General features: G+C 61.4%; 14 protein-coding genes. All 14 read left to right on the top strand.

Annotated features, from left to right (window positions below):
- Window positions 1–2: 2 nt before the first annotated feature.
- The 14 genes from fliR to AC3IT6_RS07640 all read left to right on the top strand — a co-directional run bounded on the left by fliR (window position 3) and on the right by AC3IT6_RS07640 (window position 15,710).
- A complete protein-coding gene (gene fliR / locus AC3IT6_RS07575; protein WP_150724473.1) occupies window positions 3–785 on the top strand; it encodes a flagellar biosynthetic protein FliR in 783 nt (260 codons plus the stop codon).
- 3 nt (window positions 786–788) lie between these two features.
- Entirely contained in the window at window positions 789–1,928 is a 1,140-nt protein-coding gene (gene flhB, locus AC3IT6_RS07580; RefSeq protein WP_489354778.1) for a flagellar biosynthesis protein FlhB, read from the top strand.
- A gap of 227 nt (window positions 1,929–2,155) precedes the next feature.
- A complete protein-coding gene (gene flhA / locus AC3IT6_RS07585) occupies window positions 2,156–4,285 on the top strand; it encodes a flagellar biosynthesis protein FlhA (protein WP_150753420.1) in 2,130 nt (709 codons plus the stop codon).
- 11 nt (window positions 4,286–4,296) lie between these two features.
- A complete protein-coding gene (gene flhF / locus AC3IT6_RS07590; protein ID WP_489354779.1) occupies window positions 4,297–5,625 on the top strand; it encodes a flagellar biosynthesis GTPase FlhF in 1,329 nt (442 codons plus the stop codon).
- Window positions 5,626–5,741: 116 nt separating this feature from the next.
- On the top strand, window positions 5,742–6,572 hold the full coding sequence (gene fleN, locus AC3IT6_RS07595) for a flagellar synthesis regulator FleN (protein ID WP_008001746.1): 831 nt from the start codon (window positions 5,742–5,744) through the stop codon (window positions 6,570–6,572).
- The gene (gene fliA, locus AC3IT6_RS07600) at window positions 6,569–7,309 is read left to right on the top strand and encodes an RNA polymerase sigma factor FliA (RefSeq protein ID WP_150724477.1); all 741 of its coding nucleotides are present in this window, start codon (window positions 6,569–6,571) and stop codon (window positions 7,307–7,309) included. Before fleN ends, fliA begins: the two co-directional genes overlap by 4 nt.
- A gap of 168 nt (window positions 7,310–7,477) precedes the next feature.
- Window positions 7,478–7,849: a chemotaxis response regulator CheY gene (locus AC3IT6_RS07605; protein ID WP_003183998.1), complete on the top strand. Its 372-nt coding sequence runs from the start codon at window positions 7,478–7,480 to the stop codon at window positions 7,847–7,849.
- A 21-nt stretch (window positions 7,850–7,870) separates the two neighbouring features.
- Window positions 7,871–8,659, top strand: a complete 789-nt coding sequence (locus tag AC3IT6_RS07610; RefSeq protein ID WP_489354780.1) for a protein phosphatase CheZ — start codon at window positions 7,871–7,873, stop codon at window positions 8,657–8,659.
- A 55-nt stretch (window positions 8,660–8,714) separates the two neighbouring features.
- Entirely contained in the window at window positions 8,715–10,973 is a 2,259-nt protein-coding gene (locus AC3IT6_RS07615; protein WP_489354781.1) for a chemotaxis protein CheA, read from the top strand.
- A 48-nt stretch (window positions 10,974–11,021) separates the two neighbouring features.
- Window positions 11,022–12,152, top strand: a complete 1,131-nt coding sequence (locus tag AC3IT6_RS07620; RefSeq protein ID WP_489354782.1) for a protein-glutamate methylesterase/protein-glutamine glutaminase — start codon at window positions 11,022–11,024, stop codon at window positions 12,150–12,152.
- Window positions 12,152–12,892, top strand: a complete 741-nt coding sequence (locus AC3IT6_RS07625; protein WP_150724481.1) for a flagellar motor protein — start codon at window positions 12,152–12,154, stop codon at window positions 12,890–12,892. The genes AC3IT6_RS07620 and AC3IT6_RS07625 overlap by 1 nt, the downstream gene beginning before the upstream one ends.
- Before the next feature lie 12 nt (window positions 12,893–12,904).
- Window positions 12,905–13,795 (top strand): flagellar motor protein MotD, encoded by an 891-nt coding sequence (motD, locus tag AC3IT6_RS07630; RefSeq protein WP_151213369.1) that lies wholly within the window; start codon window positions 12,905–12,907, stop codon window positions 13,793–13,795.
- Window positions 13,796–13,838: 43 nt separating this feature from the next.
- On the top strand, window positions 13,839–14,627 hold the full coding sequence (locus AC3IT6_RS07635; RefSeq protein WP_489354783.1) for a ParA family protein: 789 nt from the start codon (window positions 13,839–13,841) through the stop codon (window positions 14,625–14,627).
- A gap of 126 nt (window positions 14,628–14,753) precedes the next feature.
- Window positions 14,754–15,710 carry a CheW domain-containing protein gene (locus AC3IT6_RS07640; RefSeq protein ID WP_489354784.1) on the top strand — a complete coding sequence of 319 codons (957 nt, stop codon included), beginning with the start codon at window positions 14,754–14,756 and terminating at the stop codon, window positions 15,708–15,710.
- Window positions 15,711–15,717 lie beyond the last annotated feature (7 nt).

Here is a 15,717-nt window from a genome sequence, read left to right on the forward strand (position 1 = left end):
CCATGTCACTGCTAGCGCTGACCGATACGCAGATCAGCACCTGGGTGGCGACGTTCATGCTGCCGCTGTTTCGCGTCGGCTCCTTGCTGATGGTCATGCCGGTGTTTGGCACGACCCTGTTGCCCCGGCGCATCCGCCTGTATTTCGCCTTGGCCATTACCGTGGTCATCGCGCCGGGCCTGCCACCGATGCCCCCGGTGAATCCCCTGGATTTGAGCGGGCTGTTGCTGATTGCCGAGCAGATTCTCATCGGTGCGGTGATGGGCTTTTCCTTGCAGCTGTTCTTCCAGGCCTTTGTGGTCGCCGGGCAAATCGTCGCCATCCAGATGGGCATGGGCTTCGCTTCCATGATCGACCCGGCCAACGGTGTATCGACGGCGGTGATCGGGCAGTTTTTCACCATGCTGGTGACGCTGCTGTTCCTGTCCATGAACGGTCATCTGGTGGTGTTCGAGATCCTCACCGAGAGTTTCACCACGTTGCCGGTGGGTGGCGGCCTGATGGTCAATCACTACTGGGAACTGGCTGGCAAGCTCGGCTGGGTGCTCGGTTCGGCGTTGTTGCTGGTGCTGCCGGCGATCACCGCGTTGCTGGTGGTCAACATCGCGTTTGGCGTCATGACCCGGGCGGCGCCGCAACTGAATATTTTCTCTGTCGGCTTCCCGCTGATCCTGGTGCTTGGGCTGTTCATTGTCTGGGTCGGGCTGGCGGACATTCTCAACCAGTATCAACCGCTGGCCACTGAGGCCTTGCAGTTGTTACGTGAAATGGCGCGGGCGAGCTGAGTCATGGCTGAGAGCGAAAGCGGTCAGGATAAAACAGAAGACCCCACGGAGAAGCGCAAGCAGGACTCCCGTGAAAAGGGTGAGATAGCCCGGTCCAAGGAACTCAACACCCTGGCGATCATGCTGGTCGGTGCCTCGGCGTTGCTGATTTTTGGCGGCGCCATGGCACAGGACATGATGGAGCTGATGCGCATCAATTTCTCGCTGCCGCGGGAAGTGATCCTGGATCAGCGCTCCATGGCCACCTACCTGATGCGCTCGGGGCAAATTGCCCTGTGGTCGATCCAGCCGGTGATGATCACGTTGGTACTGGCCGCCATCATCGGTCCGATTTCCCTGGGTGGCTGGCTGTTCGCGGCGAGTTCCATGGAGCCCAAATTCAGCCGCTTGAATCCCGGTCCAGGCCTCAAGCGCATGTTCTCGACCAAGTCGCTGGTCGAACTGCTCAAGGCCCTGGCCAAGTTCATCATCATCCTGTTCGTGGCGCTGGCGGTACTGTCGTCGGACATCGATGACCTGCTGCGCATCGCCCATGAGCCCCTGGACATGGCGATTATTCACAGCCTGCAAGTGGTGGGCTGGAGCACCCTGTGGATGGCGTGCGGGCTGATCCTGATCGCTGTGGTGGATGTGCCGGTGCAGCTCTGGGAAAGCCACAAGAAACTGCTGATGACCAAGCAGGAAGTGCGTGACGAGCATAAGGATCAGGAGGGGCGGCCAGAGGTCAAGCAGCGGATTCGACAGCTGCAACGCGAGATGTCCCAGCGGCGGATGATGGCTGCCATTCCCGAGGCCGACGTGGTCATCACCAACCCGACGCACTACGCCGTGGCCCTCAAGTACGACCCGGAAAAAGGTAATGCGCCGGTATTGCTGGCCAAGGGCAGCGACTTCCTGGCCCTGAAGATCCGCGAGATCGCAGCGGCCAACGAGATCTTGCTGTTGGAGTCGCCGGCGCTGGCGCGGTCGATCTACTACTCCACCGAACTTGAGCAGGAAATTCCCGGCGGGCTCTACCTGGCGGTCGCGCAGGTGCTGGCTTACGTTTATCAGATTCGCCAGTACCGGGCGGGCAAGGGCAAGCGACCGGATCCGCTAAAGGATGACCTGCCGATTCCGTCGGATTTGCGCCGCGATTCCTGAGTTTCGCATTGCTGCTGATGGCCCCTTCGCGGGCAAGCCCGCTCCCACAGGTTCAACGAAATCTTGTGGGAGCGGGCTTGCTCGCGAAGAGGCCAGTCCAGGCACTACATAACCCCCTGAAAAACTCTGTATTTCTCCCTCTGCAAAAGTTGGAAAGCTTCTTGCAGTAGCCGCTCTGCGCCTGCTTCGGGCGTCAAAAGTTTGCTTTAAAGGAACGGGGAAAACCGGTGGATCGCTCTCAGTTAATCAACAGTGCCCGCAGCAACATTGCCGACCTCAGTCGAGGCAATCTGGGCGTGCCGCTGTTGCTGCTGGTCATGCTGGCGATGATGATGTTGCCGGTTCCGCCGTTCCTGCTGGACGTGTTCTTCACCTTCAACATTGCCCTGTCCATCGTCGTGCTGCTGGTGTGCGTCTACGCCTTGAGGCCGCTGGATTTTGCGGTGTTCCCGACCATTCTGCTGGTGGCGACGCTGTTGCGCCTGGCCTTGAACGTGGCCTCCACGCGGGTGGTGATGCTCCACGGTCAGGATGGCCATGCCGCCGCCGGCAAGGTGATCCAGGCCTTCGGTGAGGTGGTGATCGGCGGTAACTACGTGGTTGGTATCGTGGTCTTCGCGATCTTGATGATCATCAACTTCGTCGTGGTCACCAAGGGCGCGGGGCGGATTTCCGAGGTGAGTGCGCGTTTCACCCTCGATGCGATGCCCGGCAAGCAAATGGCGATCGACGCCGACCTCAACGCCGGTCTGATCGATCAGGCCCAGGCCAAGGCCCGCCGTTCGGAAGTCGCTCAGGAAGCCGAGTTCTACGGCTCCATGGACGGTGCCAGCAAGTTCGTCCGCGGTGACGCCATTGCCGGCCTGTTGATCCTGTTCATCAACCTGATCGGCGGCATGGCGGTCGGTATCTTCCAGCACGGGATGACCTTCGGCGACGCCGGCAAGGTGTATGCGCTGCTGACCATCGGTGACGGTTTGGTGGCGCAATTGCCATCACTGTTGTTATCGACAGCCGCCGCGATCATGGTGACCCGTGCTTCCGGTTCGGAAGACATGGGCAAGCAAATCAATCGCCAGATGTTCGCCTCGCCCAAGGCGCTGGCGGTGGCGGCGGGCTTGATGGCGGTCATGGGCCTGGTGCCTGGCATGCCGCACTTCTCGTTCCTGAGCATGGCGGCCCTGGCGGCCGGTGGCGCTTACCTGTTCTGGAAAAAGCAGAACGTCGCCAAGGTGCAGGCCCTGCAAGAGGTCAAACGCCAGCAGGAGTTGCTGCCGTCGCCGGCCCGCGCCCAGGAAACCAAGGAGCTTGGCTGGGATGACGTGACACCCATCGACATGATCGGCCTGGAGGTGGGTTATCGCCTGATTCCGTTGGTGGACCGCAACCAGGGCGGCCAGTTGCTGGCGCGGATCAAGGGCGTGCGCAAGAAGCTGTCCCAGGACCTGGGCTTCCTGATGCCGACCGTACATATCCGCGACAACCTCGACCTGGCGCCCAGTGCCTATCGCCTGACCCTCATGGGGGTGATCCTGGCCGAAGCGGAGATTTACCCGGATCGCGAACTGGCGATCAACCCGGGGCAGGTCTACGGCACGCTCAACGGCATTACCGCCAAAGATCCGGCTTTCGGCCTGGAGGCGGTCTGGATCGAAATCAGCCAGCGCGCCCAGGCGCAATCCCTCGGTTATACGGTGGTCGATGCCAGTACCGTAGTGGCTACCCACTTGAACCAGATTCTCTACAAGCATTCCAGTGAGCTGATCGGTCACGAAGAAGTGCAGCAGCTCATGCAATTGCTGGGCAAAAGCTCGCCGAAACTGGCCGAGGAGCTGGTGCCGGGCGTGGTTTCGCTGTCGCAGCTGCTCAAGGTGCTGCAAGCGCTGTTGGCCGAACAAGTGCCGGTGCGCGATATCCGCAGCATTGCCGAGGCCATCGCCAACAATGCCGCCAAGAGTCAAGATACCGCCGCGCTGGTGGCTGCCGTGCGGGTTGGCGTATCCCGTGCAATCGTGCAAAGCATTGTAGGCACTGAGTCGGAGCTGCCAGTTATCACGCTGGAGCCAAGGTTGGAACAGATATTGCTCAATAGTCTGCAAAAGGCCGGGCAAGGCTCGGAAGAGGGCGTTCTGCTGGAGCCAAGCATGGCTGAGAAGCTGCAACGCTCGCTGATTGACGCAGCGCAGCGCCAGGAGATGCAAGGTCAGCCGGTGATTCTGCTGGTGGCCGGTCCGGTTCGCGCGATGCTCTCGCGATTTGGTCGGCTCGCAGTCCCGGGTTTGCACGTGTTGGCTTACCAGGAAATCCCTGACAACAAGCAAGTGACCATCGTTGCGACAGTAGGGCCCAACGGCTGAGGTAGTGGTTTATGCAAGTTAAGCGTTTTTTCGCCGCCGATATGCGTCAGGCCATGAAGCTGGTTCGCGATGAGCTGGGCGCTGATGCCGCCATCATTGGCAACCGCCGGATCGCCGGGGGCGTCGAACTGACGGCAGCGCTGGATTACAAGTTGTCGGCGCTGGCGCCGCGGGTTCCGAACATGGAACTCGAAGACGAGCTGCGCAAGACTCAGTCGCGGATCGTCACTGCCCAGGCGGAATTGAGCCTGCGTGGCGACGGCGAGAGCGACAATGCGACCAATCGCCAGTTGTTCGCGGGCTTGCCGCTCACCGCAGCCGAGCCGTTGATCGAGCCCACCTACGCCGAGCCCCGTCGCCCCGCACCGGCTGCTGCACCAGCGTCCGGTGGCGTGGACCCGCGCGCATTCGACTCGATGCGTTTCGAGCTCAACAGCCTGCGCGAACTCATGGAAGTCCAGCTCGGCTCCCTGGCCTGGAATCAGCTGCAAGGCAGCCGTCCGGACCAGGCCAACCTCTGGCGTCGCCTGCAACGCATCGGCCTGTCTGGCCCGCTGTCGCGCGACCTGCTGGCGCTGATCAGCGAAATCGAAGAACCTCGTCAGGCCTGGCGCATGTTGCTGGCGCACCTGGCGCGCATGATCGTGACACCGGAAATCGAGCCTCTGGAGGAAGGCGGCGTGATTGCCATGGTCGGCCCGGCCGGCATGGGCAAGACCACCACCCTGGCCAAGCTGGCCGCCCGTTACGTGCTCAAGTACGGCGCGCAGAACATCGCGCTGGTGAGCATGGACAGCTTCCGCATCGGTGCCCAGGAGCAGCTCAAGACCCTGGGGCGCATTCTCAATGTGCCGGTGACCCACGTCGATCCGGGCCAGTCCCTGGTGCAGGCGCTGGAACCCTTGCTGCGCAAGCGCGTGGTGCTGATCGATACCGCCGGCCTGCAGGCCAGCGACCCGGCCTTGCGCATGCAACTCGAAAGCCTGGCCGGTCGTGGCATCCGCTCGAAAAATTATCTGGTCCTGGCAACCACCAGCCAGAAACAGGTTCTAACCGCCGCCTATCATAGTTACAAGCGTTGCGGGCTCGCTGGCTGCATCCTGACTAAACTGGATGAAACGGCTAGTCTGGGTGAGGTGTTGAGCCTTGCCATCAGTCATGAGTTGCCGGTGGCTTACCTGACCGATGGCCCGCGGATCCCGGATGATTTGCATCTGCCGCGTCGTCACCAGTTGGTCAGTCGCGCCGTGAGCGTGCAAATGCAGGAAGAACCCAGCGAAGAAGCCATGGCTGACATGTTCGCTGACATCTACCACAGCCCGACCAAGCAGGTTGGCTGAGGTAAAAATGAACAGTTTTTGTACCTACATCGATGGTCTGCCATGCATTGTTCCGTTTGTGAACGCGCAGCCAGTAATGTGGCCTCCGTCTATGCAAGACAAGGTAAAGAAATAACATGGGCAGCATGCATCCCGTACAGGTGATCGCGGTGACCGGCGGCAAAGGTGGCGTCGGGAAAACTAATGTGTCAGTGAACTTGTCCCTGGCTCTGGCTGAGCTTGGCCGGCGCGTCATGCTGTTGGACGCCGACCTGGGACTGGCGAACGTTGACGTTCTGCTGGGCCTGACACCCAAACGTACCCTGGCCGACGTGATCGAAGGCCGCTGCGAACTGCGCGATGTACTGCTGCAGGGACCCGGTGGCATCCGAATCGTTCCGGCCGCATCCGGCACTCAGAGCATGGTGCATCTGAGCCCCGCGCAACACGCCGGCCTGATCCAGGCCTTCAGCGATATCGGCGACAACCTCGACGTATTGGTGATCGATACCGCGGCGGGCATTGGTGACTCGGTAGTCAGTTTCGTTCGCGCAGCCCAGGAAGTGCTGCTGGTGGTGTGCGACGAGCCGACCTCGATCACTGACGCCTACGCATTGATCAAACTGCTTAACCGTGACTACGGCATGAACCGCTTCCGGGTCCTGGCCAACATGGCCCAGAGCCCGCAGGAAGGGCGCAACCTGTTCGCCAAGTTGACCAAGGTCACGGATCGCTTCCTCGACGTCGCCCTGCAATACGTCGGCGCGGTGCCCTACGACGAAAGTGTGCGCAAGGCCGTGCAAAAGCAGCGCGCCGTCTACGAGGCCTTCCCGCGTTCCAAGTGCTCGCTGGCCTTCAAGGCCATCGCACAGAAGGTCGATACCTGGCCGCTGCCTGCCAACCCGCGCGGGCACCTGGAGTTTTTCGTCGAGCGGCTCGTGCAGCAGACAGCAGGACCGGTTCTATGACGGCAAGCGGTTACAACCTCTACAAAAAATCGGCGCGTGATGCGCAATACGAGCTGATCGAGCGTTACGCGCCGCTGGTTAAACGCATTGCCTACCACTTGTTGGCGCGCCTGCCGGCCAGTGTCCAGGTCGAAGACCTGATCCAGGCCGGGATGATCGGCCTGCTTGAAGTGTCGACCAAATATGACGCCAGCAAAGGCGCCAGTTTCGAGACGTACGCGGGCATTCGAATCCGCGGCGCCATGCTCGATGAAGTGCGCAAGGGGGACTGGGCGCCACGTTCGGTTCACCGCAATACACGCATGGTCAGCGACGCCATTCGCTCGATTGAAGCTAAAACCGGCCGTGACGCTAAAGATCACGAAGTTGCGGCCGAACTCCAATTGAGTCTCGACGATTACTACGGGATTTTGAACGACACCCTGGGCAGCCGGCTGTTCAGTTTCGACGATCTGTTGCAGGACGGCGAACACGAAGGGCTGCACGAGGATGGCGCGAGTGCTCATATCGAACCGTCACGCGATCTGGAAGATGAACGCTTCCAGGCTGCGCTGGCGGATGCGATTGCCAATTTGCCGGAGCGTGAGCGACTGGTGTTGGCGCTGTACTACGACGAAGAGTTGAACCTCAAGGAAATCGGTGAGGTCCTGGGAGTCAGCGAATCTCGGGTCAGCCAGTTACACAGCCAGTGCGCGGCCCGTTTGCGGGGGCGTTTGGGGGAGTGGCGAGCGCGCTGAAGGCAGTGTGGGGGACACTGCGAACGAGGCAGGTGTGGTGTTGAACTGCGCCGGTCGCGATCTGTTGTGCTCCAGACAGTCATCGAGTGCTTTGCCGGATTGATTGAAGTGGCGCGTCCAGGTGCTGGGCGCGTTTAAGACTGCTTGGAGGTCGAATTGGACAAGAACATGAAAATCCTCATCGTTGATGACTTCTCAACGATGCGGCGGATCATCAAGAACCTGCTGCGTGACCTTGGGTTCACCAACACCGTCGAGGCCGACGATGGCACTACCGCCATTCCGGTGCTCAACAGCGGAAGCATCGACTTTCTGGTAACGGACTGGAACATGCCTGGCATGACCGGTATCGATCTGCTGCGCCACGTGCGTGCCGATGAAAAGCTCAAGCACCTGCCGGTGCTGATGGTGACCGCTGAAGCCAAGCGTGAGCAGATCATCGAAGCGGCCCAGGCCGGCGTTAACGGCTATGTGGTCAAACCCTTCACGGCCCAGGCGTTGAAAGAAAAAATCGAGAAGATTTTCGAACGCATCGGTTGATGAGTGCGCCACGGGGGAGCTATGGGCAATAACGAAACTTCATTGGGCGACTTTGAGTCGACCCTGAAAAAACACGCCGTCGAATTGGTCGCCAGCCTTGAAAAAGGCAAGTTCGGCGACGCGGTGCAATTGATCCATGAGCTCAACCAGACCCGTGACCGCGGCCTGTATCAGGAAGTGGGCAAGCTCACTCGCGAACTGCATAGCGCGATCGTCAATTTCCAGATTGACCCGCACATGCCGCAAGCCGAAGAAGTGTCGCAGATCACCGACGCCACCGAGCGCCTGGGCTATGTGGTCAAGCTGACCGAGGCCGCGGCCAACCGCACCATGGATCTGGTGGAAAGTGCCACGCCGCTGGTCAATGGCCTGGCCGATGAAGCCAAGGTGTTGAGCGCGGACTGGGGGCGCTTCATGCGTCGTGAGGTCGGCGCAGAAGAGTTTCGTGAACTGGCCCGGCGGGTCGACGGGTTCCTGGCGCGCAGCGGCACGGACAATCGCGCGGTGTCGGGCAACCTCAACGACATCCTGCTCGCCCAGGATTACCAGGACCTCACAGGCCAGGTGATCAAGCGTGTGACCCAGTTGGTCACCGAAGTTGAAAGCAACCTGCTCAAGCTCGTGCTGATGGCCAGTCAGGTGGACCGCTTTGCGGGCATCGAACATGACCGCGAAGCGATGCTTGCAGAAAAAGATCCACAAAAACATCTCTCTCAGGGTGAAGGTCCGCAGATTCATGCCGATAAAAGAGAAGACGTTGTGTCCGGTCAGGACGATGTGGACGATTTGTTATCCAGCCTGGGATTTTAGAGTTTTAGAATTTTAGGTTTTTTGGGTTTTTAGACCTGTAGGAGCACCCCCCTTAATGAGCTTCGGCGCCGATGAAGAGATCCTTCAGGATTTCCTGGTTGAGGCCGGCGAGATTCTAGAGCAACTGTCCGAGCAACTGGTCGAGCTGGAAAGCCGTCCGGATGATGCGGATCTGCTCAATGCAATTTTTCGCGGTTTTCACACTGTAAAAGGGGGCGCCGGCTTCCTCCAGCTCAACGAGCTGGTGGAGTGCTGCCACATCGCCGAGAACGTGTTCGACATCCTGCGCAAGGGTGAGCGTCGCGTCGACTCGGAACTGATGGACGTGGTTCTCGAAGCGCTGGACGCGGTGAACAGCATGTTCAGCGAAGTCCGCGAGCGCAGTCCGATCACCGCTGCGACACCTGAATTGCTCGCGGCGCTGGCCCGTCTGGCCGAGCCGCAATCGGCTGACGAAGTGGCGCCTGCGCCCGTCGCCGAAGTGATTGAAGAACCGGTGGCCGAAACCGGTTCCGACGACATCACCGACACCGAATTCGAACAACTGCTGGACTCGCTGAACGCCGTCAAGGCGCAGGCCGAGGCGCCGGCGGCTGCTCCAGCGCCTGCCAGCAATGTCGCCGGCAGCGATGAAATCACCGATGCCGAGTTCGAGTCGTTGCTCGATCAACTGCATGGTAAAGGCCAGTTCGCCGTTGACGCAGTGGTCCCGGCGCCAGCTGCGCCAGAAGCACCGAAAGCGGCAGGCGACAGTTCCGATATTACTGACGACGAATTCGAAGCACTGCTCGACCAACTGCACGGCAAGGGTAACTTTGCTGTCGAGGCACTGGAGTCGGCCATTGCTTGCGTGCCAGCACCTGCCGCGCCAGCCGCCGCAGCGGTCGGCAGCGATCTGATCACCGATCACGAATTTGAATCGCTGCTCGATGAGTTGCACGGCAAAGGCAAGTTCAGCGAAGTCGGCACCGCGACGGTTGCCAGCGGATCGAACACGTCCGTTGCCGCGCCGGCCGCGAAGGCTGCGGCGCCGAAACCGGTGGCCAAGGCACCCGAGCCAAAAGCCGAAACGCCGGCTGCTGCCGCTGCACCTGCTGCTGCCCGGGCCCCGGCCGCGCCACCGGCGGAAAAGCCGGCGAGCGAAGCTGAGACCACCGTACGCGTCGATACTGCGCGTCTCGACGAGATCATGAACATGGTCGGCGAGTTGGTGCTGGTGCGTAACCGCCTGGTCCGCCTCGGCCTCAACAGCGGCGACGAAGCCATGTCCAAGGCCGTGTCGAACCTCGACGTGGTCACCGCCGACCTGCAGACCGCGGTCATGAAGACCCGGATGCAACCGATCAAGAAAGTCTTCGGGCGCTTCCCGCGCCTGGTTCGCGACCTGGCCCGCCAGCTCAAGAAAGAGATCAACCTGGAACTGGTCGGCGAAGAAACCGACCTCGACAAGAACCTCGTCGAGGCCCTGGCCGACCCGTTGGTCCACTTGGTGCGCAACGCGGTCGACCACGGCATTGAGTCGCCGGAAGAACGCGAAGCCTCGGGCAAGGCCCGGGGCGGCAAGGTGATTCTGGCGGCCGAGCAGGAGGGCGATCACATCCTGCTGTCGATCTCCGATGACGGCAAAGGCATGGACCCGAATGTCCTGCGCTCCATCGCGGTCAAGCGCGGGGTGATGGACAAGGATGCGGCCGATCGCCTGAGCGACACCGAATGCTACAACCTGATCTTCGCCCCGGGTTTCTCGACCAAGACCGAGATCTCCGACGTATCGGGTCGCGGCGTGGGCATGGACGTGGTGAAAACCAAGATTTCCCAGCTCAACGGTTCGATCAACATCTACTCGGCCAAAGGCCAGGGTTCGAAGATCGTCATCAAGGTGCCGTTGACCCTGGCGATCATGCCGACGCTGATGGTCATGCTCGGCAACCAGGCCTTTGCGTTCCCGCTGGTGAACGTCAACGAGATCTTCCACCTCGACCTGTCGACCACCAACGTCGTGGACGGCCAGGAAGTGGTGATCGTGCGGGACAAGGCGCTGCCATTGTTCTATCTCAAACGCTGGCTGGTCCGCTCCGCCGCTCACGAAGAGCAGCGCGAGGGCCATGTGGTGATCCTTTCGGTGGGCACGCAGCGGATCGGCTTTGTCGTCGATCAACTGGTAGGCCAGGAAGAAGTGGTCATCAAGCCATTGGGCAAAATGCTCCAGGGAACGCCGGGCATGTCCGGCGCCACCATCACCGGTGACGGCCGCATCGCGCTGATTCTCGATGTTCCGAGCATGCTCAAGCGTTACGCCACACGGCGTATTTGATTCTGGTGGAGCGGGGCGCCTGGCCTCGCTCCATCTAATGGAGTGTTTATGGCAGTCAAAGTCCTGGTGGTGGACGATTCGGGGTTTTTCCGCCGCCGCGTCTCGGAAATTCTTTCAGCGGATTCCAATATCCAGGTCGTCGGCACGGCGACCAACGGCAAAGAGGCGATCGATCAGGCACTGGCCCTCAAGCCCGACGTGATCACCATGGACTACGAGATGCCGATGATGGACGGCATCACCGCCGTGCGGCACATCATGCAACGCTGCCCGACCCCGGTCCTGATGTTCTCCTCGCTGACCCACGAAGGCGCCCGGGTCACCCTCGATGCGCTGGATGCCGGTGCGGTGGACTTCCTGCCGAAGAATTTCGAAGACATCTCGCGCAACCCCGAGAAGGTCAAGCAACTGCTGTGCGAGAAAATCCTGAGCATTTCTCGCAGCAATCGTCGCGTCAGCACTTATAGCGCTCCGGCCCCTGTGGCCGCACCTGCACCAACACCTGCGCCTTCCAGTATCGGCAGTTACGGCAGCAGCGCGCCCGTGCGTGCGGCACCGGCATCGATCCCTGCGCGTACCCATGGTGCCACCGCGTCGTCGCCCGCGCCGAAACGCAAAGCCTACAAACTGGTGGCCATCGGTACGTCCACCGGCGGCCCGGTCGCCCTGCAGCGAGTGTTGACCCAATTGCCGACCAACTTCCCGGCCCCGATCGTGCTGGTTCAACACATGCCGGCCGCCTTCACCAAGGCCTTCGCCGAGCGCCTGGACAAGCTCTGCCGCATCAGCGTCAAGGAAGCCGAGGATGGCGACATCCTGCGTCCAGGCCTGGCGCTGCTGGCGCCGGGTGGCAAGCAGATGATGATCGACGGCCGCGGCGCGGTGAAAATCCTCCCGGGTGACGAACGTCTCAATTACAAGCCCTGCGTGGACATCACCTTCGGTTCGGCGGCCAAGACCTACGGTGACAAAGTTCTGGCGGTGGTCCTGACCGGCATGGGCGCCGACGGCCGCGAAGGCGCGCGCCTGCTCAAGCAGGGCGGCAGTTCGATCTGGGCACAGGACGAAGCCAGTTGCGTGATCTACGGCATGCCGATGGCCATCGTCAAAGCCGAGCTCGCCGACGCGGTGTATAGCCTGGACGACATTGGCAAGCACCTGGTCGAGGCCTGTATCTGATGGATGTTCTAAGCCTGATCGGCATCATCATGGCCTTCGTCGCCATCATCGGCGGCAACTACCTCGAAGGCGGTCACCTCGGCGCCCTGGCCAACGGCCCGGCAGCGCTGATCGTGCTCGGCGGCACCATTGGCGCCGCGCTCCTGCAATCGCCGATGAGCGCCTTCAAACGCGCCATGCAGATCCTCGCCTGGATCCTGTTCCCGCCCCGTGTCGACCTGGCCGGTGGCATCGACCGCGTAGTGAACTGGAGCCTGACCGCCCGCAAGGAAGGCCTGCTCGGCCTTGAAGGCATCGCCGACGCCGAGCCCGACAACTACGCGCGCAAAGGCCTGCAACTGCTGGTCGACGGCGCCGAGCCGGAAGCGATCCGCAGCATTCTGGAAGTGGATTTCTACACCCAGGAAAGCCGCGATGTCGAAGCTTCGAAGGTCTTCGAAAGCATGGGCGGTTACGCGCCGACCATCGGCATCATCGGTGCGGTGATGGGCCTGATTCACGTCATGGGCAACCTGGGTGATCCGTCGCAACTGGGTAACGGCATCGCCGTGGCCTTCGTCGCCACCATCTATGGCGTGGCCAGTGCCAACCTGGTGCTGCTGCCGATTGCCGCCAAACTCAAATCCATTGCGTTGCGCCAGTCGCGTTATCGCGAAATGCTGCTGGAAGGGCTGCTGTCGATCGCCGAAGGTGAAAACCCTCGCTCCATTGAGTTGAAGCTCCAGGGCTTCATGGATTAAGGGAATAAGCTCATGGCTCGCCGTCGCCAGCATGAAGAACACGTCAACCACGAACGCTGGCTGGTGTCCTACGCGGACTTCATCACCTTGCTGTTCGCCTTTTTCGTGGTGATGTACTCGATCTCTTCGATCAACGAAGGCAAGTACAAGGTCATTTCCGAAGCGCTGATCGGCGTCTTCACCGATTCCGATCGTTCGCTCAAGCCGATCCCCATCGGTGACGAGCGGCCGAAGACCGTGACCCCGGCCAAGCCGCTGGTCAAGGACAGTGACCAGGTCGATGCCGGTGTCGCGGGCGCCAGCGATCCACTGAAAAGCATCGCCGACGACATCAGCGCGGCGTTCGGCGACCTGATCAGCTCCAACCAGATGACCGTGCGCGGCAACGAGTTGTGGGTCGAGATCGAGCTCAATTCCAGCCTGTTGTTCGGCAGCGGCGACGCCATGCCCAGCGACATCGCGTTCAACATCATCGACAAGGTCGCGGCGATCCTGAAGCCGTTCGACAACCCGATTCATGTCGAAGGTTTCACCGACGATCAGCCGATCCGCACCGCGCAGTATCCGACCAACTGGGAGCTGTCGTCGGCCCGCTCGGCCAGCATCGTGCGCATGCTGGCGATGCAAGGGGTGAACCCCGGTCGCCTGGCTTCGGTGGGCTATGGCGAGTTTCAGCCGGTGGCCAACAACGCCACCGCTGAAGGCCGCGCACGCAACCGTCGCGTGGTGCTGGTGGTGTCGCGCAACCTCGATGTTCGCCGCAGCCTGACCGGCACCGGAACCGCCCATGCGCAACCGGATGCCGCATTGAAGCGTGCTGGCACACAAACTGCACCGACCCCGGTCAAGTCGCCGGTACGAGAGAACGCCGTCAATTCTCCGTCACCGGCATTAACACGTTGAGCTATTTCTCGGTCGATCCATTCGGTCGGGAGGAACAATCCGAATGAGAGTCTGGGCAGTCGCCAATCAAAAGGGTGGTGTCGGTAAAACCACTTCCTCCATCGCTTTAGCCGGTTTACTGGCGGAGGCGGGCAAGCGCGTGGTCGTGGTCGATCTCGACCCCCACGGCTCGATGACCAGCTACTTCGGCTACGATCCCGACGCCCTGGAGCACAGCAACTACGACCTGTTCCTGCACAAGGGCAGCGTGCCGCAAGGCCTGCCGGGTCAACTGCTGCTGTCGACCAGTGATGAACGCATCTCCCTGTTGCCCTCCAGCACCGCGCTGGCCACCCTTGAGCGCCAGTCGCCGGGGCAGAGCGGTTTGGGCCTGGTGATTGCCAAGAGCCTGGCGCAACTGTGGCAGGACTTCGATTACGCGGTGATCGACAGCCCGCCATTGCTCGGCGTGCTGATGGTCAATGCCTTGGCAGCGAGCCAGCAACTGGTGATCCCGGTGCAGACCGAACACCTGGCGGTCAAGGGTCTGGAGCGCATGGTCAACACCTTGGCGATGATCAACCGCTCGCGCAAACAGGCGTTGCCATTCACCATCGTGCCGACCCTGTTTGACCGACGCACCCAGGCGTCCCTCGGGACGTTGCGCGTGCTGCGCGACAAATTCCCCGAGGAAATCTGGCAGGGCTACATCCCGGTGGACACGCGCCTGCGCGATGCCAGCCGCGCCGGTCTGACGCCTTCGCAGTTCGACGGCAAGAGCCGTGGCGTTCTGGCTTATCGCGCGTTGCTCAAGCATCTGCTGGCGGCGCAACTTGTTGCGCAGGTGGCGTGACATGACCCCGACCCCTGTAGGAGCGAGCATGCTCGCGATGGTCGTCAACGATGACGCGGGAAACCTGACACCCCGTGGCGCTCTCAGGTTCATCGCGAGCATGCTCGCTCCTACAGGTGCGTGCTCATGAACCGGCCATTGAAGACCACTTCGCGCCCGCAACTGGCATTGCAGTCCTACCTGGACAGCTTGCTGCAGGACGTGACTGAGGAGCTGACGCCGCCAGTAGAGGCGGTGGTCGAGGAGATCGCAGCCGAAGCCGTATTGGACGAGTTTCAGGCTGCGGTACTCGAAGAGCAGGCTCGCGATTCCCGCACAGCGACGGTCAATGCCGCCCCGGTACAGGCATCGGTAGTGCCATCGGCCAAGGCTCCCGTTGCCTTTGCCGTGGCCGAAGCCCCAGCACCCGTCATGGCGCCGGTGTCCACCATCGCTCCGCTGCTGCAAGCGCTGGTGCCGCCACCGGTCGAGGTGCCGCCAGCACTGGAGCCCGACGTCGTCGAGGTACAGCAGACGCTGGTGCCTCCCGTCGTCGAAGTGCATCTACCACCGAGCAACACGCCGCCCCCGGTTGAGTCAGACGGTCGTCCGTCCTGGGCTGCCGAACCCTTCGAATGCCTGCTGTTCGATGTCGCCGGTTTGACCCTGGCGGTGCCGCTGGTGTGCCTGGGGTCGATTTACTCACTGGCCGGTCACGAGCTGACGCCGTTGTTCGGCCAGCCGGAATGGTTCCTGGGCATCCTGCCGAGCCAGGCCGGCAACCTCAAGGTGCTCGATACCGCGCGCTGGGTCATGCCCGACCGTTACCGCGACGATTTCAAGCAGGGCCTGCAATACGTGATTTCGGTGCAGGGCTACGAATGGGGGCTGGCGGTGCATCAGGTCAGCCGCTCGTTGCGTCTGGACCCGAATGAAATCAAATGGAGAAGCCATCGAGGTCAGCGGCCATGGCTCGCCGGCACGGTGATTGAACACATGTGCGCCTTGCTCGATGTCGCCTCACTTGCCGAGTTGATCGCCAGCGGCGGCGCCAGGCAGATGTCTGGCGGCAAGCCGGGCCAAAAACCGACATCAGTCAAATAAACAAAAC

This window comes from Pseudomonas sp. KH_017 (assembly GCF_057840285.1).